The organism is Pollutimonas bauzanensis (assembly GCF_040393045.1).
Lineage (GTDB): Bacteria > Pseudomonadota > Gammaproteobacteria > Burkholderiales > Burkholderiaceae_B > Pollutimonas > Pollutimonas bauzanensis_A.
In genome coordinates, this window is sequence record NZ_JBEBUX010000008.1 from 26,892 (window position 1) to 50,764 (window position 23,873).

The window sequence follows — 23,873 nt, forward strand, 5'->3', positions numbered from 1 at the left end:
TTACGGTTGGGCGGTTGAGGCTGCCTTCGCCAAATCCGCAAGAATCGGACAGTCCGGCCGATTATCCCCATGGCAGCAATTCGCCAAATGCGTCAACTCGTCTCTGATCGATTGCAGCTTGGCAATATCTTCATCAAGTTCCGCAATGTACTGCCGGGCAAGCTGTTTGACGTCGGCACTTTTACGGTCCTTATCCTGCCATAGTCCTACCAATGTTTTGATACGTTCCAATGAAAAACCCAAATCTCGGGAACGTTTTATAAAACGCAGAACCTGTACTTCTTGCTCCGAATACTGGCGGTAGCCGGATTCGGATCGCGAAATCTGGTTTATCAGGCCTATACTTTCATAGTACCGGATCATTTTCGCGGTAACCCCGGAACCTGCCGCCGCCTGACCAATGTTCATGCTCGCACCTTTAAGAAAATCAATCTCGTCGTCGTAAGCGCTTGACACTGCCATCGTGGCAAGGTTTACGCTATACCCGTTATAACTCATCTCGGAGAAGGTAATGTTTGAATTTGAAGTAAATGATATGACTTGCGGCCATTGCGTGGGCGTGATCACCAAAGCCCTTGACCAGGCAGTGCCCGGCGCTACCGTCGAAATCGACTTGCCCGCTCACCGTGTTCGGGTAAGCGGCAGTGTCGACGCCCAGGCTGTTGAAAACGTCATTCGCGATGCGGGTTATTCGCCGGTCAAGAAAAACTAAGCAGCGAAACTGCGGAATTCATTTTGATTTTCTTAAAGACATGCGCATATGGAAACTTCCTGCGTACTAAAGATGAGGCTTGCCATCATGTCAAGGTCAAGTACCGCGGAAAATAATTGAATATCTTCTTAAGACAGGTGGCGCAGGCTGATCTGTCTGCGCGTGGGCACACCGCTTGCTTGCGTAGTGGCGAGGCGGTGTGTTATCGCGATCAATGAGGAGAATACGCATGTTACGTACTGTAGATAGTATCGAAGGATACACAATCCAGGCAACCGACGGGGATCTAGGTAGCGTTAAAGAGGTGTTCTTTGATGACGAGCGCTGGGGAGTCCGTTATCTAGTGGTGGAAACCGGATCATGGCTATCCAGCCGGCGGGTGCTGATCTCGCCCTATTCCGTAACAGGCATCGACACCACTGTTGAAAGCATATCCGTGTCGCTGACCCGAGAGCAGGTAAAGAACAGCCCAGATATTGATACGCACCAACCCATATCCCGGCAGCTTGAAGGCGCTTATTCTCAATACTATGGTTATGGCAATTACTGGACAGGGCCTTACTTGTGGGGTGTGGGCGGGCTGCCGGAATATCCCATGCCTGATGCAGGTAGCGTCCCGCGCGCCACAGAGCGCCCCGAAGATCTGATGGACCGCGCCTCAGACCAGCCACAAGACACCCATTTGCGTAGCAGCGAGAAAGTCAGTGGCTACCATATTCTTGGCACCGATGATGAAATCGGGCACGTAAAGGATTTTATCTTCGATGACGCCGATTGGGCCATCCGGTACTTGCTGGTTGATACCAGAAATTGGTGGCCAGGCGGGAAAAAGGTGTTGTTGGGAACGCAATGGATTACGCGTATCGACTGGACCGATTCAACAGTGCAGTCCAGCCTTACACGTGATCAAATCAAGAATAGCCCCGAATATGATGAAGACATGCCGTTGGATCGGGATTATGAAACCCGGCTGCACGAATTTTATGGGAAATCGGGTTATTGGGATTAAGGCTGGGTTGTGTTCGCTGCGAGCACTTTAGACGCGCGGGGTTCCAGGAGTCGGGCGACTGCAAGCGGCTCGATATACGTGGAAGCGTGTTGTTGTACTTGACCGAAAGCGCCGCCACCGTTGCTCGGCGGCGCGCTTGTTTGCACTGGGTCGGCCCAGACACCCTGGCGCCTGGCCCTGACCCAATAGGTTTGAGGGACGTCCGCACTGCGTGCCGCGACATAGAGCGCGCCGTTTATCGTACCCAGGGCGGGCAGTGACGCGACATGTTCCGCAAGTTTGCTGGCCTGCCCCGCTTCCATCAGCCACAAAGCGCCGCCGCTATTTTCTATGGCTGCTACTGCAACCGCGCCTTTTTCATTGAGGCTGACTGCAGGACTTCCGATATAGGCCACGCCCAGGTCCGCAGGCTTGGACCACGCGCTGTGGGCGCTACCTGCTTGTTTCTGGAGTACACGCAACATATGGCCACTGACTTTATCGCGAAAATACAGTTCTATCAGGCCGTCGATGTTGCGCAAAGCGGCCAGCCCCCCGCTGCTTTCCGGCAACGGCAGTTTCCACCATGGCGACCACACTTCTTTCGCCGGGGGATGCAGGCTGACCCATATGCCTCCGCTGGTGTCTGCCGCAAAAAGCGCAAGCTCGCCATTGCCATCGGCGGCTATAGAGATACCGGGCAGTGCGCCAGGCAAAGGCGGCAGCGTACGCCATGCGGCCCAGCCGGCTCCGGTTAGCATCGGTGTGGTTGAGTGGAAAAAGCCATCATTGCCCATGGCAATCGCCATTGGCGGACCTTGGGTAGAAACCGTCGGCAAGGCGATCAGACGGGAGCCTTGTATCATTTCCCAGCCCTGCCAGTTGCCTGCGGCTTGCTGGGTATTGGCCCACATCAGGCCGTTTGCGTCACGTGCAAAAACACCTGCTAGCCCATCCTGGTAATCAAATGCCATGATGGAATCGGAAGTGCGACCGCCAAGGCTGGCCCAATGGCTGCTGGCGCTTTGCCACACATTGGCAGCCCGATTGGCTTCGCCTACGGTAAACAGGGAAAAGCCGAGACCAGGGCCTGGTAATAAAATGGGCGGCGCATTGCGGCGAGATACATAGTAGCTACGTCCCACCCATGCGGCAGCGGGACCGGCCGGTTCCTGGCAAAGTTTGCCTTCAGTGCAGTATCGATAGTCATTCCAGGCATAGCGCCGGAATGTTTCCGTCTTTTCACTGGTTTCCATGGCCGACAAATTGGCGTCGCGTTCCTGGCTGGGGTAGTCTACGTAGGCGACTTCCGCATAATTGCCGGGTTCTTGGGCAATGGCCTCGTGGACCAGTTTTGCGCTGGCGATATGATCAGGATGGTCATGTCCTATGCAGCGCCAGCACAGCTCGGTATATGGAATCGTAATGCTGTCGTCAAGGTGGCGTACCGTGGACGGTTGGTACTCCTGGATGATTTGCTTGATTACCGTAACGAGATCCTGACGCGAATAGTGTTCGACGGCTGGACCCAGGGAGTCCACGCTGTGCCCCGGTACTGATTCGGTTTGACTTAATGGAGTCAGGCTGCCCCACCCTTTTCCTAGCCATGGGTCTGTCAATCGCATATGCAACAAGCGCACGCGCTTATTGCCATTGAGCGTGAACCGAGCAAGGCGTCGCGAGCCGAATGCGGCGAAGTCTTCGACCCAGATGTTAGGTTCCTGGGCCATATAAGCGTAGGCCGCGCGCACCCCTCGCTCGCGGCCTAGCATATAGTGCTCTCCCTCGCCCCTTTCGCTGGCAGTCAGGTAAACGATTTCTACACAACCGCCCGCTTCGATGGTGGATTCAATATCGGGATTCATAAAGAGCAGATCGTCGTCCTGGTGAGGGACAAAGACCAGATCTTTGATGCCGTTGCATTGAACCAACGATGGGCCGGCCCAGCTTGTGCTGATGCCGCCTGCTATAACAACAAGCGCGCAGCACCATGCTGACAAGGACCGGATGATTTTCAAGATTTTGCTGTGTGATGAGGTACAGCGATTCTATTCTTTTTTTATCCGGTCGGGAGAGTATTTTTAATGCTTTATATAGTGTGTTTCTGGAACAACGATTCCATCTCGCGGCGCACCTTGTAGGCGGGCGTATTGGTATCGATAGCGACATCGTCCCATACGACACATTGCCCTTTTTTAACCGGGCGCAGCAGCTTCACATTATGGGCAAGGCCCAAAGGCAAGCCCCCAAGTTGCTTGGATTTTCCGGCAGGTTGCAATTTCCCCCAGACGGTGTAGCCGCCCTCCCCGTCGAGCATTTCGCCGGCTTGCAAGTCGCGCTTCGCCGTGGCTACAACGTCGGCGACCCAATCCGTGGCAACACCGGTGGCTTCGCCGCGCAAGGCAACGGATGCTACCGACATGCCGACTTCCAGTCCGATAAGATGCCAGCGTTTGTATAAGGTGAAGTAGCGTCCGCTGGGATCGGTATGAGCGTTGTATTCTTCGAAGCAGTTTTTGATGTAGTCGGTTTCGGCTTCTATCGTTACCCACACACCCATACGGATGTCGTAAGGAATACGGCGGCCATCGGCTTCCAGCGACGAGACGACCTCTACCATGCCTTTGCGTTCCAGTACGCCGCCCTCGCTAATGGGGCGAGTCACGTATGGGATGTCTTCGATACTGGCCGGTGGATATAGCAAGCCATTGGAAGGCACGCCCAGGCCTGTGGCATTGGCGACTGCGCAGCTTTCTATCGACGGCTTGGAGCCGTCCAGAAAGCTATTGAACATTTTTGGGTTCAGGCCACCGCGTTCGGCTTGTTCAGGTGTCAAACCATAGTTGCCCCACACGGTCAGCGGCGTAGATTCAGAAAAATGGGGCAGCCATTTATGGCCGCGTCCGGCCGCAACGACGGGGAAGCCGCAGGTACGCGCCCAATCGACCAAGTCGCAAATAAGTGCAGGCTGATCCCCGAAAGCCATGGAATAGACCACGCCCGCCTGAGCCGCTTTGCGGCCTAGCAAAGGGCCGCAAAACGCATCGGCTTCGACAGTAACATTGACGACGTGCTTGCCACGTGCGAATGCCTCCAGGCAGTGCTCGACGGCAGCCACTGGATTGCCTGTGCACTCGACGATGACATCGATTTCCGGGAGGCTGACCAACGCTTTCCAGTCGTCGGTAATCCAGGTGGCGCCGGAGCTAAGTGCAGCCTGTGCCGATACTGCTTGGGACTGTTCCGCCCGCCAGCCTACCCGCGCCAAGTTAGCGCGCGCTGTATCAGGAGAAAGGTCGGCGATGCCGACCAGATGCACACCGGGCGTGCGCGGGATTTGGGCCAAATACATGGAGCCGAACTTGCCCGCGCCGATCAGGCCTATGCGTATTGGGTTATTGGCTGCCGCGCGTTGTCCAAGCTGTGAGTAAAGGCTCATGAGGTCTCCATGTGTGTCGTTTTATTTGGTTTTTTTGGGTACGGATTTAACGTAGTTTACCGTTGGTTCTTGAGAGCCCGTCCAGCTGAGGGTATAGGCTGCGCCGCGGCGCACATTGCCCACTAGTGCAGGACGGAAACAGGCCAGATTGGTGCCCCCTGGCTGCCTGACACTTGGATACACAATACCCATGGAGCCAGAGTCCAGCAGTTGTTGTGCGAGTGTTTGCGAGGCAACATAGCTGCGGGGGTCGAGGCAAGCTTTGAATCCGGCAGCATGGCGAAGATCGTGGAATTCTGCGCTGAAGTCGGCCAGCAGTGCCTGATAGCTGATCTTGTCGTGGAAGTAGTCGATTTCGGTATATTCCACGATTTTGTGGAATATGATTTCCGCAAGTGCCGTGGCTTCATCGAAAGCGCAATACCATGCACCGCGTTCACCGTTATTGAAACGGCTGCCTTCCGGTCGCGGATAAGCGTAAGCCGCATTGATGATGCGGAAATTGGGAACGCCGAAGACTAGCTCGTCAACGCCTATGCCGGGCATGGCTCCCCTTTCGGCGCTCAGGCGCTGGTTGGTGGCGTTGTCCAGGTCGAACAAGTCTTTCAAGTGGGAGGCATTGTTTGACAAGGGGGCCAGGACGGAATCCTCTTGGTCGGCAAAGCGCGAAGGCAGTAGCCGCCAGGTATCCAATTGGCGAACCAGCGTCAGCGGTGGTACGCGCATTACATGCCGCCGCGGCGGGCGTCGAGCAGAGCACGCACAGTTTGCATGGCCAGCAGCCCGCCTTCCTGCATATAGCGCAGCGGTGTCTTGCCGCCAAAAATGACGTTGCGATTAGGTAAGCTGACCCACAAGTCGGCAAGTTCGTCGCCGTAAAGGATATGCAGGGCTTTATAGATACCCACCAGGTAGGAAATACGCGTAATGCGGTCGACTTCCAGGATGCGGCCGGGTTTTTTCTTCCACTCGTAGAACGCGCTGCTGGAAACGCCGCCTAGCAAGATGCAGGCGTCTTCATCACGCAGCTTCCAGGCTTGGGCCAGCTTGAAAAAACCTTGCAAGGCTGATTTGGACAAGCGTTCGCGTTCAGCCTTGTCGTTAAGGTCGATGACGGCGGCCGGTTCAAACCGGCTTAGCGGATAAGCGTAGGCCAAGCTCATGATGATCTCCTGTTATGGCTATTTTAGTCTCCATTTATGGAGTTATCAAGTTGTGTGCAATAAACCCGCCTATAGCGCGGCAGCGATTTGTCTTCGGGGGCGCTTCATTTCTTATATAGCCGCCGCGCATAATGCGCTCTGCTTATAAATAACGATCAAAGTAATCGTTCTGTTTTCATGCATACCTCTTTAGTCTTGAGCTTTTGCCGAGCCAATATTTCTAAAGGATGCATGCATGTCGTTACCTAAATCGCTGAAGATTGCCATCGTTGCCGGGGTGTTTTTCGCATCACCCAGCTACGCTGCGGATATCTCCCTCTTGAATGTGTCGTACGATCCGACACGCGAGCTGTATCAAGAGTTCAACCAGGCATTCTCCAAACATTGGAAAGCGAGTACTGGAGACACGGTGACGATCAAACAGTCGCACGGCGGCTCCGGCAAGCAGGCTCGCTCTGTCATAGATGGCATTGACGCGGATGTCGTGACCCTGGCCCTGGCATCGGATATTGATGCCATCGCGCAGCGCGGCGCCATCAGGCAGGATTGGGAAAAACAATTTACCCTCAATAGCTCCCCCTACACATCGACCATCGTATTCCTGGTGCGCAAAGGTAACCCCAAGCAAATCAAGGACTGGGACGATCTGATCAAGCCGGGGGTTTCCGTTATTACGCCCAATCCCAAGACTTCTGGCGGTGCGCGTTGGAATTATCTCGCTGCGTGGGGCTATGCATTGAGGCAACCGGGCGGAAATGAGGAAAAAGCCCAAGACTTTGTCGGCAAACTGTTCAAGCAAGTTCCGGTACTGGATTCAGGTGCGCGCGGCTCGACCACGACTTTCGTCGAACGGGGTATTGGCGATGTGTTGCTGGCATGGGAAAACGAGGCACTGCTTGCCATTAAAGAATTAGGCCCGGACAAGGTCGAAATCGTGGCGCCATCCGTCAGTATCCTGGCCGAGCCGCCCGTGGCAATCGTAGACAAGGTCGTTGACAAGAAAGGCACCCGCACTGTTGCCCAAGCCTATCTGCAATACCTTTATAGCGACGAAGGCCAGGAAATTGCCGGGAAAAACTACTACCGTCCGACTACAGAAAAAATCGCCGCTAAATTTGCTGATCAGTATCCAAAGATCACGCTATTTACGATCAACGACGTAGCAGGAGATTGGACCACGGCCCAAAAACGTCATTTTGGCGATGGCGGCATATTCGACCAAATCTATCTGCCAAACAAAAAATAGGCGGGGTGACGGCTCCGTCCAGGGCGGATTCTTCGGGATCCGCATTTCTCTTACGATAACAAGCCTTTAACCATGTCCAGTATTGCCGTTCCGGCTGTTCGAGGGTCCTCCCCTTTTCGCGTTATTCCAGGGTTCAACATCACTCTGGGGTTCACCTTGCTATACCTGTGTCTGATCGTATTGATCCCATTGTCAGCGGTATTTTTGAAGACGTTCACATTAAGTTGGAGCGAATTCTGGGAGGTCGTCACATCGGATCGTGTCATGGCGTCGTACCGTCTGAGTTTTGGCGCCTCGCTGATTGCCGCTGTCATCAATGTGATTTTCGGTACTGTTGTGGCCTGGGTTCTGGTGCGCTATCGCTTTCCGGGGAAAACGATAGTGGATGCCTTGGTCGACTTGCCATTTGCCTTGCCCACGGCGGTTGCGGGTATTGCCCTGACCGCCTTGTATGCGCCCAATGGGTGGATAGGCCGCCATCTTGAGCCTCTGGGAATTCAGGTCGCTTTCACTCCCCTGGGGGTGGTTGTCGCCCTGACGTTCATCGGCCTTCCCTTTGTCGTAAGAACTGTGCAGCCAGTGTTGGAGGATGCCGAACGCGAACTGGAAGAAGCGGCAGCCAGCCTGGGGGCAAACCGCCTGCAGACATTCTTGAGAGTGGTGCTGCCGACGATTTTGCCTGCGCTGATGACTGGGTTTGCCATGGCGTTTGCGCGTGCTACTGGCGAATACGGCTCTGTGATTTTCATTGCCGGCAATATGCCCATGATCTCGGAAATCACGCCTTTGCTAATCGTCACCAAACTAGAGCAATACGACTACGCAGGGGCCACGGCCATTGCTGTGGTCATGTTGGTAGTTTCATTTTTGCTGTTACTGATGATCAATTTACTGCAAGCCTGGACGCGCCGGCGTAATCAGGCGGCAAGGAAATAATATGGCTTCCCTAGACACTGCCTTGCCGGCGACATTTATTCCATATAGCCAACCCGCCCGCTCATCGTCTGCGCTGCAGGAGCCCCGGTGGGTGCGTTATGCATTGATTTTCACGGCTTTTGCGTTTCTGGCGCTTTTCCTTTTTGTTCCCTTATTCGCGGTTTTTGCCGAAGCCTTGCGTAAAGGCTGGGGCGCCTATATTGCCGCCATTACCGAGCCCGACGCGGTGTCGGCCATTAAGCTGACCTTGCTGGCGGCCGCGGTGGCCGTGCCCTTGAACCTGGTCTTTGGCGTCAGCGCAGCATGGGCTATCGCCAAATTTGAATTTCGCGGCAAGAACCTGTTGATCACGCTGATAGATCTGCCCTTTTCCGTGTCGCCGATTATTTCCGGTTTGATCTATGTATTGATCTTTGGCGCTCAAGGGTGGTTAGGCCCATGGCTTTACGAACACGATATCAAGATACTGTTCGCCGTGCCCGCCATCGTGCTGGCCACCATTTTCGTCACCTTCCCTTTCATCGCCCGTGAATTGATACCGTTGATGCAAGCGCAAGGCAGCGAAGAGGAGGAAGCAGCCCTGGTGTTGGGCGCCTCGGGCTGGCAAACCTTCTGGCACGTCACCTTGCCCAATATCAAATGGGGTCTGCTGTATGGCGTGATTCTTTGCAACGCCCGGGCCATGGGTGAATTCGGCGCCGTATCGGTTGTGTCGGGTCACATCAGAGGCATGACAAATACGATTCCGCTGCATGTCGAGATTCTTTATAACGAATACAACTTTTCCGCGGCGTTCGCCGTAGCGTCTTTGCTGGCGCTGCTGGCCCTGGTTACGCTTGCCCTGAAATCCTGGTTTGCATGGCGCATCCAAGAGACCGAGCCCCTTATCGTCCGCACTGGAGCACTGACATGAGCATAGAAGTACGCAATTTACACAAGCAGTTCGGAAACTTTACGGCGCTGCAGGATGTGTCCTTGAAATTTCCGGATGGAAAACTGACCGCCTTGCTAGGCCCTTCGGGTTGCGGCAAGACTACCTTGCTGCGCATTGTCGCAGGACTTGAGCATCCTGATTCCGGGCAGGTTTTGCTGGATAACGAAAGCGCGACAGAGCGGCATGTGCGGGAACGTCAGGTCGGTTTCGTATTTCAGCACTATGCGTTGTTCAAGCATATGAGCGTATTCGAGAATATTGCCTTCGGGTTGCGCGTAAGGCCTCGCCACAGCCGCCCCTCTGAAACGGCAATACGCGAAAAGGTTACCCAGCTGCTAGAGCTTGTGCAACTGGACTGGCTGGCTGACCGCAAGCCGTCGGCGCTGTCAGGCGGACAACGTCAGCGTATCGCATTGGCTCGGGCCTTGGCGGTAGAGCCGCGAGTCTTGTTGCTTGACGAGCCCTTTGGTGCGTTGGATGCCCAGGTGCGCAAGGAATTGCGGCGTTGGCTGCGGCGCTTGCACGATGAACTACAAGTCACCAGCATCTTTGTGACCCATGATCAAGAAGAGGCGCTGGAAGTCGCGGATGAAATTGTCGTGATGAATCATGGCAAGGTGGAGCAAACCGGCGCGCCTGCCCAAGTCTACAACCAGCCTGCCAGCCCCTTCGTCTACGGTTTCCTGGGAAATGTGAATTTGTTTCATGGCCGAGTTCATCAAGGATTCCTGGAAACCGGCGACGCCGCCTTCCATGCGCCCGAGCATCATGCTGCGGATGATACGCAAGGTACCGCTTATGTCCGTCCGCACGATATCGAGGTCGAGCGTTATACGGTCGGGGCCAAAGGGCTGGTGGTGCGCCTGGAGCGTATACACGCCATCGGTCCGCTGGCCCAGCTGGAGTTGACGCGCCAGGATACCGACGAGCCGATCGAGGCGGTGATATCGCGTGAGCGGTTTCTGCAACTGCAATTGAAAGAGAGCGAGACGCTGGTGGTCAGACCCAGGCAAGTTCACATTTTCCTGGAGCAGGCTGCCTGACTATGAGTTGATTAATGCGATGCCAACATGATGACGCCGGCGATAATAATGATGCACCCTAGCCACCGCATCGGCGACACTTTTTCTTTAAGTATGAAGAAGCCGGCAAATGTCGCGATCATCATGGACATTTCACGCAAAGGCGCGACGGCACTTACGTCGGCGCCATGCTGCAACGCGTACAAGATCAGAATGTAGGCCATTGGCGACAAGACGCCTACCGCAAGCGCAAGCTTCCATTTGCCGCGCATCTGTTCCATCATGTGTTTGCGGCGTACCCATGTGCTGGGGGCCAACAGCAGTGTGCCTCCGAAGGCGGAAAGCCAATCGAGCATTACCGGGGCAACCAGCAGCACCTTGACGCTGTAGGCATCGCTAAGGCTGTAGGCGGCGATGAACAGGCCTATCAAGATGCCCCAGCGTATGCCCACCCAAGCTTGCGGTTGTGCAAACTGGCGCCAGTTTCCCTGGGTGGCGATTAATAATATGCCCGCTACGACACTGCAAATGCCCAGCACCCCAAAGGTGGATGGCACTTCAGCCAGCCATAAAAAGGCGCCCGCGCTGGCCAGCAATGGGCCCGTACCCCGGGCGATGGGATACACCACGGAAAGATCGGCTACGTTATAGCCACGCATCAGGCAAACACTGTATCCAAGATGCAAGGCGCTGGAAAGCCCGACAAACGCGACCACAGGCCAGCTCCAGGCCATGCCGTCGTTCCACAAGATATAAATAACCCAGGGCGCGTAGACAATCGTAGAGCAAAGCCGATACGCAAAAACGAAGGAAACACCGGCGCCCGCCGCCTGCTTGGAAATCAGGTTCCAGGCAGCATGAAGACCAGCCGCGATGACGACAAGTAGAAAGATCTGTAGCGTCATCGGGAAGGCGTGGTCATGAGCAGCTGACGGGACTTAAAGGATTTCTTCCACGATTGTGGCGGGCCGGCACAGGCGTGTGCCCTTGTCTGTGACGACGAATGGACGATTCATCAAGATGGGATGCTGGACCATGGCGTCAAGCAGTTGTTCGTCGGTGACGGACGGGGCATCCAGCTTGAGTTCCTGGAACACGGCTTCCTTGCTGCGTATGGCTTCGCGTACAGACAGTCCGGCGTCTTTGATCAGGCTGGCCAATTCGCTACGCGACAGGGGCGTTTGAAGGTATTCGATAACCTCGGCCTGTATGCCGCGTTCTTGAAGCGTTTGCAGTACGGTGCGCGAAGTCCCGCAGCGAGGATTATGATAGATCGTGGTCATTGCCGTGAATATCAATTGTCATGTTCATGTAATAGACCAACATCTTAGCCCAGTTTCGCAAGTGTTCAAGGAGCCAACATGAAGTTATTTCGTCGAGTCGCCCCGGTTTCGTACGTTATTCTCGCCCTGGTGTGCGCCGCGCCATACCAAGCTTATGCGCAGCTAAAGCCTGGTGCGCCAGCTCCTGACTTTACCCTTGATGCAACGCTAGGCGGCAATGCGTTTTCTTTTTCTTTGGAGCAGGCGCTGAAAACAGGGCCTGTGGTGCTTTATTTCTATCCTGCGGCCTTCACTAAAGGGTGCACGATAGAAGCCTATGATTTTGCCGAGGCTACCGACGAGTACAAGCGCTATGGTGCAACGGTGCTGGGGGTCTCGGCAGATAAGCTGGACAAACTCAAGGAGTTTTCGGTCAGCGCCTGCCGAAGCAAGTTTGCCGTGGGCGCCGATCCAGACGCCAAGGTCATCAAGGCTTATGACGCGAAAATGGCCTTCATGCCAAATATGGCGAACCGTGTTTCCTATGTGATTACTCCCGACCACAAGGTGTATTACGAGTACAGCAGCAAGGATCCGGATAATCACGTCGCCAACACGATGGCCGCTGTGAAAAGGTGGGCCGCCGCCAAACATTGAGCGCGGCGTTCGCCAGACCGGGGGCCGCCCCACCCGTCTTTCAATGGTAAAGTAGAAAATCATTGGCCAGAGAGTGATGCGCAATCATGACATCGATTTATTCTTTTTCAGCTCAGTCGCTCGATGGCGAAAGCATCGCCCTTTCACGTTACGAAGGCCAGGTGCTTTTGGTCGTCAACGTCGCATCTGAGTGCGGGTTTACGCCTCAGTATCAGGGCCTCGAGATTTTGTATAAGGAATATCGCGCTCTCGGATTTTCCGTGCTTGGCTTCCCTTGCGATCAGTTTGGCCACCAAGAGCCGGGTAGCAACGATGAAATTGCCAGCTTTTGTTCGAGCAAGTACGGGGTCACATTTCCCATGTTCGATAAAATCGATGTCAATGGCCCAACGGCGCACCCCCTGTTTTCATGGCTGAAAAGCGAGAAGGCGGGCGTGCTTGGCAGCCAGAATATCAAGTGGAATTTCACTAAGTTTTTGCTTGGCCGTGATGGGCATGTACTGAAACGCTATGGCTCGGTGACAAAACCCGAAGCTTTGCACGGCGACATTCAACAAGCTATCGCGGTACAAGCTTGAGCGGTTGAGCTACATAGCAACAATGCAACGAGGACACCCATGATCGCTTTGTATTACTGGACTACCCCGAACGGGCATAAAATCACCCTGTTTTTGGAAGAAGCCGGCCTGCCTTACGAGATGATGCAAGATTCTTTTCGGCCAAGACGCCAAAACCGTTAAATAAAGAACCATGATCAAATGTATTAACAACGCATTGCGCATCGCCTTGGTCGCCGGCGCAGCTGGCATGCTTGCCGCTTGCGCCAGCGGTCCGTCGCCTAATATATCGCTGATCCCTGTCGAGACGGCCGATCAAGCCAGTAAAGAGGGTTTGTTCACGCAGGCGGTCAAGTGGGAACATAAGAAGCCCGGCTGCAAAGGCGACTGCCCGGTTTTGAAATTGGACTCTGTCGTGTTTCCAGGGATTCCCCGGCTAACCGAGTTTGTTGACCACGCCTTGGCCATGATGACAGGCATAGGAAATAATCAGCCGCCGCCTTATATCAACATAGCCGAATACGAAGATTATTTCTGGAAAACGGCGGCACAGCGCGATTCTACGTTGCTTGCGGCTAAGACACGATACCGCAATAAGCACCTTACGGTAGTTGAATTGAATACCTGGCAATATCTGACAGGCGCCGCCCATGGCATATCGGCCACGCAGTTTCTTAATTGGGATAACACCACTGGCAAGGTTCTTGGGCTGACCAATGTGTTAGAGCCAGGCCAGCATGCAGCGTATGTCGCCGCGCTGAAAGACGTGCATGGCCGTTGGCTGGCCACTAATCCGGTCGCGCTGGAAGATCCCGAAACCTATAAACGTATCTGGCCTTTTCAGGCAAGCAATAATTTCGCCTTTACGGATCAGGGCTTGGTGGTCAAGTATGACTCCTACCTTATCGCGCCCTACTCGTCAGGGCAGCCCGAGTTGTTGATTCCCTATAGCGCCCTGAAAGGCATATTGCGGCCTGAGTTCATTCCGGCGTAAGTTGCGGGGACTGGGTGTCGAGACGTTATGGGTTCGGTGTTTCGTTAAAGCGGTCCAGATCAAAGTAACGTGATCCCGACGAAGGCTGTGTGGCCGGTTCTTTTGGTGCTGCCTTGTTGTCGGGTGCGGCAGGTTTCTCGTCTTGGCTTCCAGTGCGGCTTTTCAGCGTTTTATCGGTCAGTGCATCCAGCTTGGCTGCAAGCGCGGTATGTTTCTTTGTCCGTGCCCAGTCTGCTGCGTCAAGTTTTTGCAGATTTTGCGTCGTTACGTCCGCCCCATGATCCAGTAATAACTGAACCATGGCTGCGCTACCTGAATGCGCTGCCATCATCAATGCGGTCGTGCCGTCTGGCGCAGGCGCATTAATGATGGCTTTGTTTGCAATCAGCATCTTGGCTGTTTCTACTTTGCCTGTCGAAGCGGCATATTGCAATGGCGTCCAGCCCAGACGGTTAACCAGGGCTCCGCGCCGGATCAAGTCTTGCGCGCGTTTGGTTTCGCCAAGCACCGCCAAATACATCAAGGCCGTTTCTTTATTGATATTGATCGCGTTCAGCGACGTCTTTCGGTTAGCAACCAGCACGTCGTAGACATCCCACGCACCATCACGTATTGCCTGCATCAGAGCAGGTTGCCCCTTGGGACTCAATTCGTTAGGGTCCGCCCCTTGAGCAAGCAAAGTTTTAACGTTTCCCGCCCGGTCGTTGGCGATATCGACCCACCAGTCCGATGGGTTTGCCGCGTGCGCAGCAACGCATAACAGCGCACCGGCCAGGCCTACGCAAAGACGATTCAATGTGGGTGTAAAAGAAAAAACAGGCTTCATGCGCCGACTCCGTTAAAACTGAACATTCAAGGCTAGGCTTCTCATGTATCGCTTTAAATAAACTACTTTAGATAATTTACTTTTAATAAATTACACTAAATAAATTACTTTAACTATTATGGTTTAAGTTATCTATTTATCTTATTGAAAAGATTAAAGAAATTGTTTGTTGAATGCGTGGCAATATCAGCAACAGGAACACCTCGCAAGTCGGCGATTTTTTCGGCGACATGGATAACATTAGCGGGATTGTTCATTTTTCCGCGGTGAGGAACCGGTGCCAAATAAGGCGAATCGGTTTCTATAAGCAAACGATCCAGAGGCAATTTCTTGGCAAGTTCGTGCAAATCTTCAGCTTTTTTGAAGGTGACAATGCCTGAAAGAGAGATATAGAAATTCATCTCCATCGCCGCTTGTGCCACTTCCCACGACTCTGTAAAGCAATGCATGACGCCGCCAAACTCGTCCGCACCCTCTTCCTTCATAATCCGCAACGTGTCAGCGCTAGCCGACCGCGTATGAATGATCAAGGGCAAGCCGCTTTGACGGCTGGCCCGGATATGGGTTCGGAAACGTTCCCGTTGCCATTCCAGCGGCTCGGCAAGCCTGAAGTAATCCAGGCCGGTTTCACCTATGGCGACCACCTTGGGCGACTGTGCCATGTCGGCCAATTCCTGCACCGAGGGTTCGGGCGTATCTTCGTAATCAGGATGAACGCCTACCGAAGCATAAAGATGCGGGTGTGGCGCTACCAGTTCCATCAGCCCAGGCCAATTTGGCAAGTTCACACTTACGACCAGCGCATGGGTGACCTGATTCTGTGCCATACCGCTTAAGATATCAGGAAGGTTCTTGGCCAACTCTGGAAAGTCCAGATGACAATGGGAGTCTACAAACATAATGGTTTCTTGGTGTAATTCGTCTTGAGAATGACCGGCGCGCTGTGTGGCGCCGTCGTTAAACCTAGTGTAGCGGTTTTGGCCGTGCTATGACGCAGGGCCGCATGCCAGCGCGACGCGCTGCAAGGTACTGTGCACCAGCAACTTGGCATTAAGCGGGTGGCCGGCTACAGCTTGTTGCTGTGCAAGCCATTTGGCGGTTTCGGCCAGGTTGCCCATTGAGGCATGCCCGGCCGTGAGCCGGGTCAGTTTTTCAAGGCTTGGGAAGTAGCGTACGGGAGCGCCCGAGGCCGCCAGCAGCAAGTCAAGAAACAGGCGCTGCAAGCTGTCGACCCAAACATTCACCGGCATTTTTTCCAGTTGGTCCGCCAGAGGGCCGATATCGGGCTGTTGCGAACGGGAAAGCGGCAGCATCAGCTGACTTAACCATTCGGGGCAAGGGTGTTCACCGGTTTGCGCCAACTGCCTGGCAAGCAGCGGTGCGCCACCGGCTGCAGCTAGCCATTGGTCGGCCTTGCTGACGTGCTCTTGACTTAGCCAGGCCAGGCTTTCTTGTTGTCCCGGCACGGGCAAAGGCAAGCGACGGCAGCGCGATACAAGCGTAGGCAGCAAACGATCCGGCGCATCGGCCACTAAAAGAAAGACGGTGTGTTCTGGCGGCTCTTCCAGCACCTTGAGCAAGGCGTTGGCCGTAATGCTGTTCATGGCGTGTGCTGGGTACAGTACCGCAACACGCCAGCCGCCGCGATGGGTGGCCGTGTTGAACCAGGAACTCAAACTTCGTAACTGATCGACGCGAATTTCTTTTGAAGGCGCTTTTTTACTGGCGGCAGAGGCCGTATCGCTGTCATCATCGGAACGGCCGGCGGTAACACCCTCTTCAAGCGCCATGGCCTCGGGGCGAATACGGCGCAAATCGGGGTGATTGCCGCTAATCAACCATTGGCAAGCGGCACAGTGGCCGCACGCTATTGCGTTGACCGGCGACTCGCATAGCAGGCTGGATGCGGCTGCTAATGCGAACTGGCGTTTGCCTATGCCTGGCAATCCATGGATCAACCAAGCGTGCGCAAAGCGCTCCCGCTGGTTTAGCCAGGATGCGGCAAGTTGTTCTTGCCATGGGAGAAATTGCGCCAAGTCGCTCATGACGGACGGCCTGACGGTCGGGCCTGAAAAGTTCGAACCAGCTCGTCAACTTGATCGGCAAGGCTTTGCCTGACAGTTTCAATGGGCAAAGTGGAGTCTACGATACGAAAGCGTTCGGGGTATTGCCGTACACGTTCATGGTAAGCGCCACGAGTGCGCTCGAAGAACGCCTCACCCTCTTGTTCAAAGCGATCCAGCTCGCGGCTGCGCGCCAGCCGCTCGCGCGCCACTGCCAGCGGTACGTCGAATAGCCACGTGCGATCAGGCTGCAAATCGGCATGAACCCATTGTTCCAGCACCTTGATGCAGTCGCCGCCCAGCTCTCGCCCGCCGCCTTGGTAAGCGTATGTGGCATCGGTGAAACGGTCGCATACTACCCATGTCCCGGCCGATAAGGCTGGCTTGATGACTGTTTCTATGTGTTCGCACCTGCCGGCGAACATCAGCAAGGTTTCCGTTTTAAGCGCCATGGGCTGCGTCAGTACTAATTGCCGTAATTGTTCGCCCATAGCCGTTCCACCCGGCTCACGGGTGGATACTACCTTTATGCCCAGTCTTTGTAACTCCTCGACCATCCATTGGATATGGGTGCTCTTTCCTGCTCCGTCCACGCCCTCAAGGGTAATAAAACAACCACGCTGTTTATGCATTAGTTACGCCGCCCCAATATGAATTTTGATACAGCCCGATTGTGATCCAAAAGATTCGAGGAAAATTCGCTGGTGCCGTCGCCACGAGAAACGAAGTACAAGAATTTATGTGTCTCGGGATGCAAGACGGAAAGCAAGGCGGCGCGCCCGACGCTGGCTATCGGTGTGGGCGGCAAGCCACCCCTGGTATAAGTGTTCCAGGGGGTATCCGTTGTCAGGTCTGTTTTTCGTATTCGGCCCTGATAGGCGTCGCCCATCCCGTAGATGACAGTGGGATCGGTTTGCAAGGGCATGCCTATACGCAGGCGGTTTATGAAAACACCGGCGACCCGATCCCGGTCGGCGCTATGGCCGGTTTCCTTTTCCACGATGGATGCCAGGATTAGGGCTTCGTACGGCGTTTTCAAGGGAAGCTGCGGGTCGCGATCAGCCCAGACGGCATTCAGCAATTGCTGCTGCGCATGATAGGCGCGGCGAAGAATATCGAAATCAGCCGAGCCCGGCACAAAAATATAGGTATCGGGATAGAACAGCCCCTCGGGACTGGCTTCCGGTGCACCTAGCCTCTTGAGCAATTCTTCGTCTGTCGTCGTCGACAGCGTTTGCTTGACTTGCGGATCTTCGCGCAGCACTTGGCGAATACGCTGATACGTCCACCCTTCAACCAGGGTGATTTGGGTTTGTGTCATATCGCCGTTTGCCATGCGTTCGAGCAGTGTTCGGGGCGTATCGCCGCGAACGGCTTCATAAGCGCCAGCTTTGAGCAAGATGTCGCGTCCGGTTAAACGCGCCAGCGCAACAAAAGCCATTTCGTTGATATGAATACCGGACTTGTTCATCAGGCGCGCGATCGATCTTGGGCGGCTACCGGATTCGACCACGTAATCGACGCGCTCGCTGTCCATGGCCACAGGATGCTCTACCCAGTACCAGGCAGCAGCGCTAAGGCCGGTGGCGGCAATGGCTACCAGCAAAAGCAAATATAAAGCGATCAGTTTGAATTTTTTCATTAAACCAAAGTGTAGTTCAGCAAAGCGCGAGATTTGCCAGTTGAGATCAGGCAGTCAGCCGCAAATAGATGTCGCAGCACGATTTCCCGAAGCCCGTTATCATAAACGCTACCTTTGCTTGTGTCTTTCGTTGCGAGTCGTGTTTCTTCCATGAACAATTTTTCAAGTTTCGTTGCCCCGCTAACTGATCTTGCCGTTATCGAAATTTCCGGCCAGGATGCCGCCAGTTTTCTACATGGCCAGCTTACCCACGATATTTCGGGCCTGACGCCAAACCATGCTCGGTATGCGGGATACTGCACGCCCAAAGGGCGATTATTGGGCACTATGGTGATATGGCAAAGCTCGCTAGGCGACGCCCCTGCCCTGAGGGCGATCGCCAAAGCGGATGTTGCACCTGCCTTGATCAAGCGCCTTTCCATGTTTGTGCTTCGCGCCAAAGCCAAGCTGGAATTGACCCAATTGAAAGTACTGGGCATTACCTTGGACGCCTCTTCTAATTATAAAGAAGAAGCCGCCCAAGTTCCCGGCTACGATCTGCTTAACAAAGCCGCTGTGCTTTCGGCTCAGGCCCCAGCCTGGAGCGTGGCCCGTACCGATGCAGGTTGCTGGATCGCAGCGCCAAGCACCGACAGCGGCGTAACGCGCTGGTGGTTTGTGGCAACGTCCGATGACTATGTCGCGGCAGACGAGGTTGCAGGCAGCCCCGACGCTATTCAGGCTGGCGAGCGCTGGCGCGCTGCCGAGGTTGCCGCCGGCCTGCCCTGGATACAGGCCGCCACACAAGATGTTTTCATTCCGCAAACGCTCAACCTGGACCTGATCGATGGGGTCAGTTTCACTAAAGGGTGTTATCCCGGCCAGGAGGTCGTAGCGCGCAGTCATTACCGTGGTACCGTCAAGCGACGCATGGCTTATGGTGTGGTGAAACAGCCAGAAGGCATTGATGTTCTGACGCTTGCTGGCACCGACACGTTTAACGCTAAAAACCCCGGCAACCCCTGCGGCCGCATTATTAATGCGGCGCAATCGGGCAATATTCATGTCCTGATGGAGGTGCAGCTTGGCGACCTGGATAGTGCCGATTTCCGCTTAGGCAGCGCTGATGGCCCGCTGATTGAAGTCTTGCCCTTGCCGTACCGGATAACCGCCGAGGAATGATCGGCAGCAATCGCCAATAAACCTGCGTGCCGGACCTGTGCTATACACGCAACCCGGCACGCATTTTTTATTTCTTGAATAAATTCAAGATGCTGGAAAAGTCCAGGGCGCCATTGCCTTGTGCACTGTGCATAGAATACAAATTGCGGGCCAATTCCCCCAGGGGAACTGAGGCCCGGGCATTCAACGCCGATTCAGCCGCCAAGCCCAAATCTTTAAGCATCAGGTCGACACCAAACCCGCCGGCATAGTCTTTGGATGCCGGGGCATGATCCATGACGCCTGGCCATGGGTTATATAGTTCCGTGGCCCAATTTCGGCCGGAGCTTTTGGCAATGATGTCGGACAGCACTTTGGGATCCAGTCCATTGGCAACACCCAATGCCAGTGCCTCGGAAGTGCCGGCCATCAAGATGCCCAGCAGCATGTTATTGCAGATCTTGGCGACCTGCCCTGCTCCGGCGTCGCCGGCATGGAAAATATTCTTGCCCATTTTTTCCAGGTAAGGCCGAGCGGCTTCCAGGTCGCTGGACTCGCCGCCTACGATGAACGTCAGGGTGCCTGCTACCGCGCCGCCCGTGCCGCCTGATACCGGAGCATCAATCATGCGCACGCCACGCTTAGCGGCCGCCTCGGCGACTTTGCGGGCCGACTCCGGGGCTATGGTGCTGCATTCGAGTACAAGCCTGCCGCTGGGAATATGGGTCAAAAGCCCGGCATCGCCAAGGTACAAGCCTTCAACATGCTTGCTGGCGGGCAACATAGAAATCACCACCTCTGCGTCGGCGACGGCAGCTTGGGCCGAAGGCGCTGCGCTGGCGCCAGCGTCGACCAGCGTTTTAATTGCTGCGGGAACCAAGTCGAATACGACCAGTTCATGCCCGGCTTTGACGAGGTTCAAAGCCATAGGGGCGCCCATGTGACCCAGGCCGATAAATGCAATGCGACTCATTGTTGTCTCCTCTATTTTTAAAATCAAATATTGTCTTGTTGAATGTTAAAGCGCAGCCACTACTCCATCGGGCGCTGTGTGCTCCAGGCTGGTCAGCGGATGCGAAACCAAATCGGGCCATGGGGTCTCGAAAAACCGCTGCACCCAGGTATCGGTGGCTTGTTCCAGTGTGGCTGGATTCCATTTCGGCTGTTTATCTTTGTCGATAAGCAATGCCCGTATGCCTTCCTGGAAGTCTCCCTGGACGCCGCAGTGCAGGGACACAATATATTCCTGGCGGAACACTTCTGCCAGCGACAGCAGGCGAACGCGCTCGAGCAAGGCAAAGCTTAAGCGCGCAGAACCCGGAGCCCCCGACTTGAAGGTATTTGCGGCGCGCTGCAACCATGGGTCTTCATGACCGGACCAAGCCATGATTGCGGCGCAAATGGCGTCGAAATCGGTACCGTCGCACGACTGCCTGATCAGCGAATAGTGTTGTTGCAGCGGGCCCGAGGAAATGTCGGCCGAGGGCTGCATGCCGACCAATAGGCGGCGCAATGCCAGGTCGTTGTCGCCACTGGCGTCGGACCAGTTGCTTGCTTGCAGCTTGCCCACCAGCTCGTCCCACTGCCCTGATCCCAAGGTATAGTCGGCCAGCCCCAGGAAGCGGCAGTCGCCGGCGCCCAGTTGCGCGCCGGTAAGGGCCAGGAACAATCCTGTGCCGCCAGGCAGACGTGCCAGCATCCAGGTGCCGCCCACATCGGGGAACAGGCCGATGGAGATCTCTGGCATGGCAAACCGCGTGGTGTCGGTGACAACCCGATGGCTTGCGCCCATCATCAGCCCCACCCCGCCACCCATCACAATACCGTTGCCCCAGCACAGTATGGGCTTCGGATAAGTGTGGATTTGATAATCCAGGCGGTATTCGTCATCGAAGAATTTGCGGGCATAGGTATTGTTCCAAGCCTCGCCGCTGGTGTTCTCTTGCATGGCTTTATACAGGCCGTGCAAATCGCCGCCCGCGCAGAAGGCCTTTTCCCCGGCACCCCTGAAAACAACCAGGGCGATCGTGTCGTCGTCTTGCCAGACACTGAGCTGTTCCGCCAAGAGATTGCACATATCCAGCGACAGCCCGTTAAGGGTTTGCGGACTGTTCAGGGTGGCCACACCCACTTTCATATGATTGGCTGTGTCCAGAACCTGGAATAACACTGGAGAGTTCATCGGATATCGGCTCCTTTTTCGAGTAATTGCCGCGCAATGATGACGCGCATGATTTCATTGGTGCCCTCGAGGATCTGGTGTACACGCGTATCGCGCACCAGACGTTCCAGGGGATAGTCTTTAAGATACCCGTAGCCGCCATGGATTTGCTGAGCATCCAGGCAAGCCTGGAAGCAAAGATCGGTGGCAAGGCGCTTGGCCATCGCGCAATAAGTCGACGCCTGCGGGTCGTTTTCATCTAGTTTGGCAGCAGCAAGGCGGACCATTTGGCGCGAAGCGACAATATGGGTAAGCATATCAGCAAGCTTGAACTGCAGGGCCTGGAAAGTAGCCAGGGGCTGGCCAAACTGCTTGCGTTCGCCCATGTAGCGCCGTGCGGCTTCGTAAGCGCCTTGAGCCGCTCCTACGGAGCAGGTGGCGATATTGATGCGCCCGCCGTCCAGCCCTTTCATGGCGAATTTAAAGCCTTCTCCTTCGGCGCCCAGCAGGTTTTCGGCGGGAATCTGGGCATTCTCGAAGGTCACCGGACGGGTCGACTGGCTATTCCAGCCCATTTTGTCTTCTTTCCGACCATACGTAATACCTGGCGTATCGGAGGGCACGACAAACGCAGATACCCCTTTGGCGCCTGGCCCGCCAGTACGTGCCATGACGACCATGACATCGGTGTCGCCGGCCCCTGAGATAAAAGCTTTTGCGCCATTGAGCACATAGGCGTTGCCGCGCTTTTCGGCCCGGGTGGTCAATGATGCCGCGTCGGACCCGGCCCCTGGTTCGGTCAGGCAATAGGACGCCAGCTTCTCGCCAGCAGCCAAGGCAGGCCCCCAGGCCTCGCGTACGGCGTCGGTAGCCCAAGACCCTATCATCCATGTCGCCATGTTGTGTATGGTCAGGAAGGCAGTCGTAGAGGGGTCGTAGGCGGCCATCTCTTCGAACACCAAGGTGGCATCAAGGCGAGGCAGGCCCAGGCCGCCTATTGATTCCGGTGCATAGATGGCACAAAAACCCATTTCGCCAGCGCGGGCGAAGGCCTCGCGCGGGAACAGGCTGTCAGCGTCCCAGCGCGCCGCGTTAGGTTCGAGTTCGCCTATGGCAAAGTCGCGGGCTGCCTGCGCAAAGGCTTGTTGTTCATCACTTAGCCGAAAATCCATGGGTATGTCTCCTACCTAGATAACGTTGTATCGTAAGCCGCGTGTCCAGCTTATCTTTTATATTCCCCACCATAGCGCGTTAGCATACATTTTTTTGTCATATGCGCGACAATCCTGCTCAGGGCTGCTCCAGGCCGGCAGCGATTTTTGCTTTGCGTCGCTTGGGCCGGTTCTTGGGCTTGGTCATGAATGCCTTGCGGTGTTCCGCCCGGCGTAGCCGCGATACCATGGGGTCGAACGTTAGCGGCCTGTAGATTTCGATGCGGTCGGCGTCAACGACCTTGCGGTCAAGCGCGCATACCTGTCCATAAATGCCTACCGCCAGCGCATCGTAGGGATAATTGGGAAACGTGCTGGCAAACCGGCTGGCCTCGATAGCCTGTTCGACGGTTGTGCCTAGCGGCAGTTGCAAGTCGACTTGCCAGACCGAGCCCGGTTCAGCATATACGAGCTGCACGGTAACAGTGCGGGCGGCATCACCCATCATTTTTCGTAGACCGCTTGTGCGCGTTGGGTAAACGAGTCAATGAAACTGGTGGCGATGCGGTTGAATATGGGCCCAACGACGGCTTCAAGCGCACGGCTGGAAAACGCATATTCCATTGTATAGACCACCTTGCAGGCATCTGGGGCGAGCTCTTGGAATTCCCATTTTCCGGTCAGGGCTGAAAATGGGCCGTCAATCAAGTGGATGGTGATGAGCCGGGGATGATCGTGCTCGTTGCGGGTGGTAAAGGTTTGTTTGATGCCCGCAATGCTGATGGTAACGGACGCTTCCATGCCCTTTTCATCGTGCTTGTGCACTGTGGTGCCGCCGCACCAGGGCATGAATTGGGGATAGCTGGCGACATCAGCGACAAGGTCGAACATTTGTGCGCGACTATGGGGAACAAGGACAGAACGTTGGACGGTATGCATTGAAAGTAGTTAATGGATAGAATGTATTGATTTTACAGCCT

The 23,873-nt window shown here is 55.2% G+C and carries 27 protein-coding genes and 1 pseudogene; 11 read left to right on the forward strand and 17 right to left on the reverse strand.

From position 1 onward, the window contains the following. Positions 1–408 (reverse strand): Cu(I)-responsive transcriptional regulator, encoded by a 408-nt coding sequence (gene cueR / locus ABWO67_RS02390; protein WP_353146965.1) that lies wholly within the window; start codon positions 406–408, stop codon positions 1–3. A 103-nt stretch (positions 409–511) separates the two neighbouring features. On the opposite strand from cueR, the gene ABWO67_RS02395 reads away from it, so the two are divergent. Then, positions 512–712 (forward strand): heavy-metal-associated domain-containing protein, encoded by a 201-nt coding sequence (locus ABWO67_RS02395; RefSeq protein ID WP_353146968.1) that lies wholly within the window; start codon positions 512–514, stop codon positions 710–712. Between the two features lie 229 nt (positions 713–941). Beyond that, a complete protein-coding gene (locus ABWO67_RS02400; protein WP_353146970.1) occupies positions 942–1,721 on the forward strand; it encodes a PRC-barrel domain-containing protein in 780 nt (259 codons plus the stop codon). Here ABWO67_RS02400 and ABWO67_RS02405 read toward each other — a convergent pair. The 4 genes from ABWO67_RS02405 to ABWO67_RS02420 all read right to left on the reverse strand — a co-directional run bounded on the left by ABWO67_RS02405 (position 1,718) and on the right by ABWO67_RS02420 (position 6,302). Then, positions 1,718–3,718 (reverse strand): DUF8189 domain-containing protein, encoded by a 2,001-nt coding sequence (locus ABWO67_RS02405; protein WP_353146972.1) that lies wholly within the window; start codon positions 3,716–3,718, stop codon positions 1,718–1,720. The genes ABWO67_RS02400 and ABWO67_RS02405 overlap by 4 nt on opposite strands. 71 nt (positions 3,719–3,789) lie before the next feature. Beyond that, positions 3,790–5,139, reverse strand: coding sequence for an NAD(P)H-dependent oxidoreductase (locus ABWO67_RS02410; protein WP_353146974.1), 1,350 nt, complete (start codon positions 5,137–5,139; stop codon positions 3,790–3,792). Positions 5,140–5,160: 21 nt separating this feature from the next. After that, positions 5,161–5,865 carry an RES family NAD+ phosphorylase gene (locus tag ABWO67_RS02415; protein ID WP_353146976.1) on the reverse strand — a complete coding sequence of 235 codons (705 nt, stop codon included), beginning with the start codon at positions 5,863–5,865 and terminating at the stop codon, positions 5,161–5,163. Beyond that, the gene (locus tag ABWO67_RS02420) at positions 5,865–6,302 is read right to left on the reverse strand and encodes an MbcA/ParS/Xre antitoxin family protein (RefSeq protein ID WP_353146979.1); all 438 of its coding nucleotides are present in this window, start codon (positions 6,300–6,302) and stop codon (positions 5,865–5,867) included. Before ABWO67_RS02420 ends, ABWO67_RS02415 begins: the two co-directional genes overlap by 1 nt. 235 nt (positions 6,303–6,537) lie before the next feature. On the opposite strand from ABWO67_RS02420, the gene ABWO67_RS02425 reads away from it, so the two are divergent. From ABWO67_RS02425 to ABWO67_RS02440, 4 genes are all read left to right on the forward strand, one after another. After that, positions 6,538–7,548: a sulfate ABC transporter substrate-binding protein gene (locus ABWO67_RS02425; protein WP_353146982.1), complete on the forward strand. Its 1,011-nt coding sequence runs from the start codon at positions 6,538–6,540 to the stop codon at positions 7,546–7,548. 72 nt (positions 7,549–7,620) lie between these two features. Then, the gene (gene cysT, locus ABWO67_RS02430; RefSeq protein WP_353146985.1) at positions 7,621–8,484 is read left to right on the forward strand and encodes a sulfate ABC transporter permease subunit CysT; all 864 of its coding nucleotides are present in this window, start codon (positions 7,621–7,623) and stop codon (positions 8,482–8,484) included. A gap of 1 nt (position 8,485) precedes the next feature. Further along, the gene (gene cysW, locus ABWO67_RS02435) at positions 8,486–9,397 is read left to right on the forward strand and encodes a sulfate ABC transporter permease subunit CysW (RefSeq protein ID WP_353146988.1); all 912 of its coding nucleotides are present in this window, start codon (positions 8,486–8,488) and stop codon (positions 9,395–9,397) included. Beyond that, on the forward strand, positions 9,394–10,461 hold the full coding sequence (locus tag ABWO67_RS02440; RefSeq protein WP_353146990.1) for a sulfate/molybdate ABC transporter ATP-binding protein: 1,068 nt from the start codon (positions 9,394–9,396) through the stop codon (positions 10,459–10,461). Before cysW ends, ABWO67_RS02440 begins: the two co-directional genes overlap by 4 nt. An 11-nt stretch (positions 10,462–10,472) precedes the next feature. Here the strand turns inward: ABWO67_RS02440 and ABWO67_RS02445 are convergent, their stop codons facing one another. Continuing rightward, positions 10,473–11,345: an EamA family transporter gene (locus ABWO67_RS02445; protein WP_353146993.1), complete on the reverse strand. Its 873-nt coding sequence runs from the start codon at positions 11,343–11,345 to the stop codon at positions 10,473–10,475. 33 nt (positions 11,346–11,378) lie between these two features. After that, positions 11,379–11,723: an arsenate reductase (glutaredoxin) gene (gene arsC, locus ABWO67_RS02450; RefSeq protein ID WP_353146995.1), complete on the reverse strand. Its 345-nt coding sequence runs from the start codon at positions 11,721–11,723 to the stop codon at positions 11,379–11,381. 78 nt (positions 11,724–11,801) lie between these two features. Here arsC and ABWO67_RS02455 point away from each other — a divergent pair, with 78 nt between their 5' ends. From ABWO67_RS02455 to ABWO67_RS02470, 4 genes and pseudogenes are all read left to right on the forward strand, one after another. After that, on the forward strand, positions 11,802–12,359 hold the full coding sequence (locus tag ABWO67_RS02455; protein WP_353146999.1) for a peroxiredoxin: 558 nt from the start codon (positions 11,802–11,804) through the stop codon (positions 12,357–12,359). Between the two features lie 86 nt (positions 12,360–12,445). Continuing rightward, positions 12,446–12,937, forward strand: coding sequence for a glutathione peroxidase (locus ABWO67_RS02460; protein ID WP_353147002.1), 492 nt, complete (start codon positions 12,446–12,448; stop codon positions 12,935–12,937). Positions 12,938–12,976: 39 nt separating this feature from the next. After that, a pseudogene (locus ABWO67_RS02465) lies at positions 12,977–13,063 on the forward strand (thiol:disulfide oxidoreductase); the annotation flags it as partial. Positions 13,064–13,109: 46 nt separating this feature from the next. Next, positions 13,110–13,910, forward strand: a complete 801-nt coding sequence (locus tag ABWO67_RS02470; RefSeq protein WP_353147005.1) for an RsiV family protein — start codon at positions 13,110–13,112, stop codon at positions 13,908–13,910. Positions 13,911–13,935: 25 nt separating this feature from the next. Here ABWO67_RS02470 and ABWO67_RS02475 read toward each other — a convergent pair whose 3' ends face one another. From ABWO67_RS02475 to mltG, 5 genes are all read right to left on the reverse strand, one after another. Then, on the reverse strand, positions 13,936–14,736 hold the full coding sequence (locus tag ABWO67_RS02475; protein WP_353147008.1) for an ankyrin repeat domain-containing protein: 801 nt from the start codon (positions 14,734–14,736) through the stop codon (positions 13,936–13,938). 128 nt (positions 14,737–14,864) lie between these two features. Next, positions 14,865–15,635, reverse strand: coding sequence for a TatD family hydrolase (locus ABWO67_RS02480; protein WP_353147011.1), 771 nt, complete (start codon positions 15,633–15,635; stop codon positions 14,865–14,867). Between the two features lie 87 nt (positions 15,636–15,722). Further along, positions 15,723–16,781 (reverse strand): DNA polymerase III subunit delta', encoded by a 1,059-nt coding sequence (gene holB, locus ABWO67_RS02485; protein WP_353147014.1) that lies wholly within the window; start codon positions 16,779–16,781, stop codon positions 15,723–15,725. Further along, positions 16,778–17,431, reverse strand: coding sequence for a dTMP kinase (tmk, locus tag ABWO67_RS02490; protein WP_353147017.1), 654 nt, complete (start codon positions 17,429–17,431; stop codon positions 16,778–16,780). Before tmk ends, holB begins: the two co-directional genes overlap by 4 nt. Then, positions 17,431–18,441: an endolytic transglycosylase MltG gene (gene mltG / locus ABWO67_RS02495; protein ID WP_353147020.1), complete on the reverse strand. Its 1,011-nt coding sequence runs from the start codon at positions 18,439–18,441 to the stop codon at positions 17,431–17,433. The genes tmk and mltG overlap by 1 nt, the downstream gene beginning before the upstream one ends. Positions 18,442–18,591: 150 nt before the next feature. Here mltG and ygfZ point away from each other — a divergent pair, with 150 nt between their 5' ends. Continuing rightward, complete coding sequence (gene ygfZ, locus ABWO67_RS02500) at positions 18,592–19,602, forward strand: CAF17-like 4Fe-4S cluster assembly/insertion protein YgfZ (protein ID WP_353147022.1); 1,011 nt, start codon at positions 18,592–18,594, stop codon at positions 19,600–19,602. A 67-nt stretch (positions 19,603–19,669) separates the two neighbouring features. On the opposite strand, the gene mmsB is transcribed toward ygfZ, so the two are convergent. The 5 genes from mmsB to ABWO67_RS02525 form a co-directional block, all read right to left on the reverse strand. After that, positions 19,670–20,554, reverse strand: a complete 885-nt coding sequence (gene mmsB, locus ABWO67_RS02505; RefSeq protein ID WP_353147025.1) for a 3-hydroxyisobutyrate dehydrogenase — start codon at positions 20,552–20,554, stop codon at positions 19,670–19,672. Between the two features lie 45 nt (positions 20,555–20,599). Further along, entirely contained in the window at positions 20,600–21,763 is a 1,164-nt protein-coding gene (locus ABWO67_RS02510; protein ID WP_353147028.1) for an enoyl-CoA hydratase/isomerase family protein, read from the reverse strand. Further along, positions 21,760–22,914: an acyl-CoA dehydrogenase family protein gene (locus ABWO67_RS02515; protein WP_353147031.1), complete on the reverse strand. Its 1,155-nt coding sequence runs from the start codon at positions 22,912–22,914 to the stop codon at positions 21,760–21,762. Before ABWO67_RS02515 ends, ABWO67_RS02510 begins: the two co-directional genes overlap by 4 nt. Before the next feature lie 118 nt (positions 22,915–23,032). Then, positions 23,033–23,401: an RnfH family protein gene (locus tag ABWO67_RS02520; RefSeq protein WP_353147033.1), complete on the reverse strand. Its 369-nt coding sequence runs from the start codon at positions 23,399–23,401 to the stop codon at positions 23,033–23,035. Further along, positions 23,398–23,832, reverse strand: coding sequence for a type II toxin-antitoxin system RatA family toxin (locus ABWO67_RS02525; RefSeq protein ID WP_353147035.1), 435 nt, complete (start codon positions 23,830–23,832; stop codon positions 23,398–23,400). The genes ABWO67_RS02520 and ABWO67_RS02525 overlap by 4 nt, the downstream gene beginning before the upstream one ends. Positions 23,833–23,873: the final 41 nt, after the last annotated feature.

Coding starts and splice junctions, on each gene's coding strand:
- tmk (WP_353147017.1), bottom strand. CDS start 17,431: ATGCATAAACAGCGTGGTTGTTTTATTACCCTTGAGGGCGTGGACGGA.
- ABWO67_RS02520 (WP_353147033.1), bottom strand. CDS start 23,401: ATGATGGGTGATGCCGCCCGCACTGTTACCGTGCAGCTCGTATATGCT.
- holB (WP_353147014.1), bottom strand. CDS start 16,781: ATGAGCGACTTGGCGCAATTTCTCCCATGGCAAGAACAACTTGCCGCA.
- ABWO67_RS02425 (WP_353146982.1), top strand. CDS start 6,538: ATGTCGTTACCTAAATCGCTGAAGATTGCCATCGTTGCCGGGGTGTTT.
- ABWO67_RS02515 (WP_353147031.1), bottom strand. CDS start 22,914: ATGGATTTTCGGCTAAGTGATGAACAACAAGCCTTTGCGCAGGCAGCC.
- cysW (WP_353146988.1), top strand. CDS start 8,486: ATGGCTTCCCTAGACACTGCCTTGCCGGCGACATTTATTCCATATAGC.
- cysT (WP_353146985.1), top strand. CDS start 7,621: ATGTCCAGTATTGCCGTTCCGGCTGTTCGAGGGTCCTCCCCTTTTCGC.
- ABWO67_RS02455 (WP_353146999.1), top strand. CDS start 11,802: ATGAAGTTATTTCGTCGAGTCGCCCCGGTTTCGTACGTTATTCTCGCC.
- ABWO67_RS02410 (WP_353146974.1), bottom strand. CDS start 5,139: ATGAGCCTTTACTCACAGCTTGGACAACGCGCGGCAGCCAATAACCCA.
- ABWO67_RS02480 (WP_353147011.1), bottom strand. CDS start 15,635: ATGTTTGTAGACTCCCATTGTCATCTGGACTTTCCAGAGTTGGCCAAG.
- ABWO67_RS02440 (WP_353146990.1), top strand. CDS start 9,394: ATGAGCATAGAAGTACGCAATTTACACAAGCAGTTCGGAAACTTTACG.
- ABWO67_RS02415 (WP_353146976.1), bottom strand. CDS start 5,865: ATGCGCGTACCACCGCTGACGCTGGTTCGCCAATTGGATACCTGGCGG.
- ABWO67_RS02470 (WP_353147005.1), top strand. CDS start 13,110: ATGATCAAATGTATTAACAACGCATTGCGCATCGCCTTGGTCGCCGGC.
- ABWO67_RS02400 (WP_353146970.1), top strand. CDS start 942: ATGTTACGTACTGTAGATAGTATCGAAGGATACACAATCCAGGCAACC.
- ABWO67_RS02510 (WP_353147028.1), bottom strand. CDS start 21,763: ATGAACTCTCCAGTGTTATTCCAGGTTCTGGACACAGCCAATCATATG.
- ABWO67_RS02475 (WP_353147008.1), bottom strand. CDS start 14,736: ATGAAGCCTGTTTTTTCTTTTACACCCACATTGAATCGTCTTTGCGTA.
- ABWO67_RS02395 (WP_353146968.1), top strand. CDS start 512: ATGTTTGAATTTGAAGTAAATGATATGACTTGCGGCCATTGCGTGGGC.
- mltG (WP_353147020.1), bottom strand. CDS start 18,441: ATGAAAAAATTCAAACTGATCGCTTTATATTTGCTTTTGCTGGTAGCC.
- cueR (WP_353146965.1), bottom strand. CDS start 408: ATGAACATTGGTCAGGCGGCGGCAGGTTCCGGGGTTACCGCGAAAATG.
- arsC (WP_353146995.1), bottom strand. CDS start 11,723: ATGACCACGATCTATCATAATCCTCGCTGCGGGACTTCGCGCACCGTA.
- ABWO67_RS02460 (WP_353147002.1), top strand. CDS start 12,446: ATGACATCGATTTATTCTTTTTCAGCTCAGTCGCTCGATGGCGAAAGC.
- ABWO67_RS02445 (WP_353146993.1), bottom strand. CDS start 11,345: ATGACGCTACAGATCTTTCTACTTGTCGTCATCGCGGCTGGTCTTCAT.
- mmsB (WP_353147025.1), bottom strand. CDS start 20,554: ATGAGTCGCATTGCATTTATCGGCCTGGGTCACATGGGCGCCCCTATG.
- ygfZ (WP_353147022.1), top strand. CDS start 18,592: ATGAACAATTTTTCAAGTTTCGTTGCCCCGCTAACTGATCTTGCCGTT.
- ABWO67_RS02420 (WP_353146979.1), bottom strand. CDS start 6,302: ATGAGCTTGGCCTACGCTTATCCGCTAAGCCGGTTTGAACCGGCCGCC.
- ABWO67_RS02525 (WP_353147035.1), bottom strand. CDS start 23,832: ATGCATACCGTCCAACGTTCTGTCCTTGTTCCCCATAGTCGCGCACAA.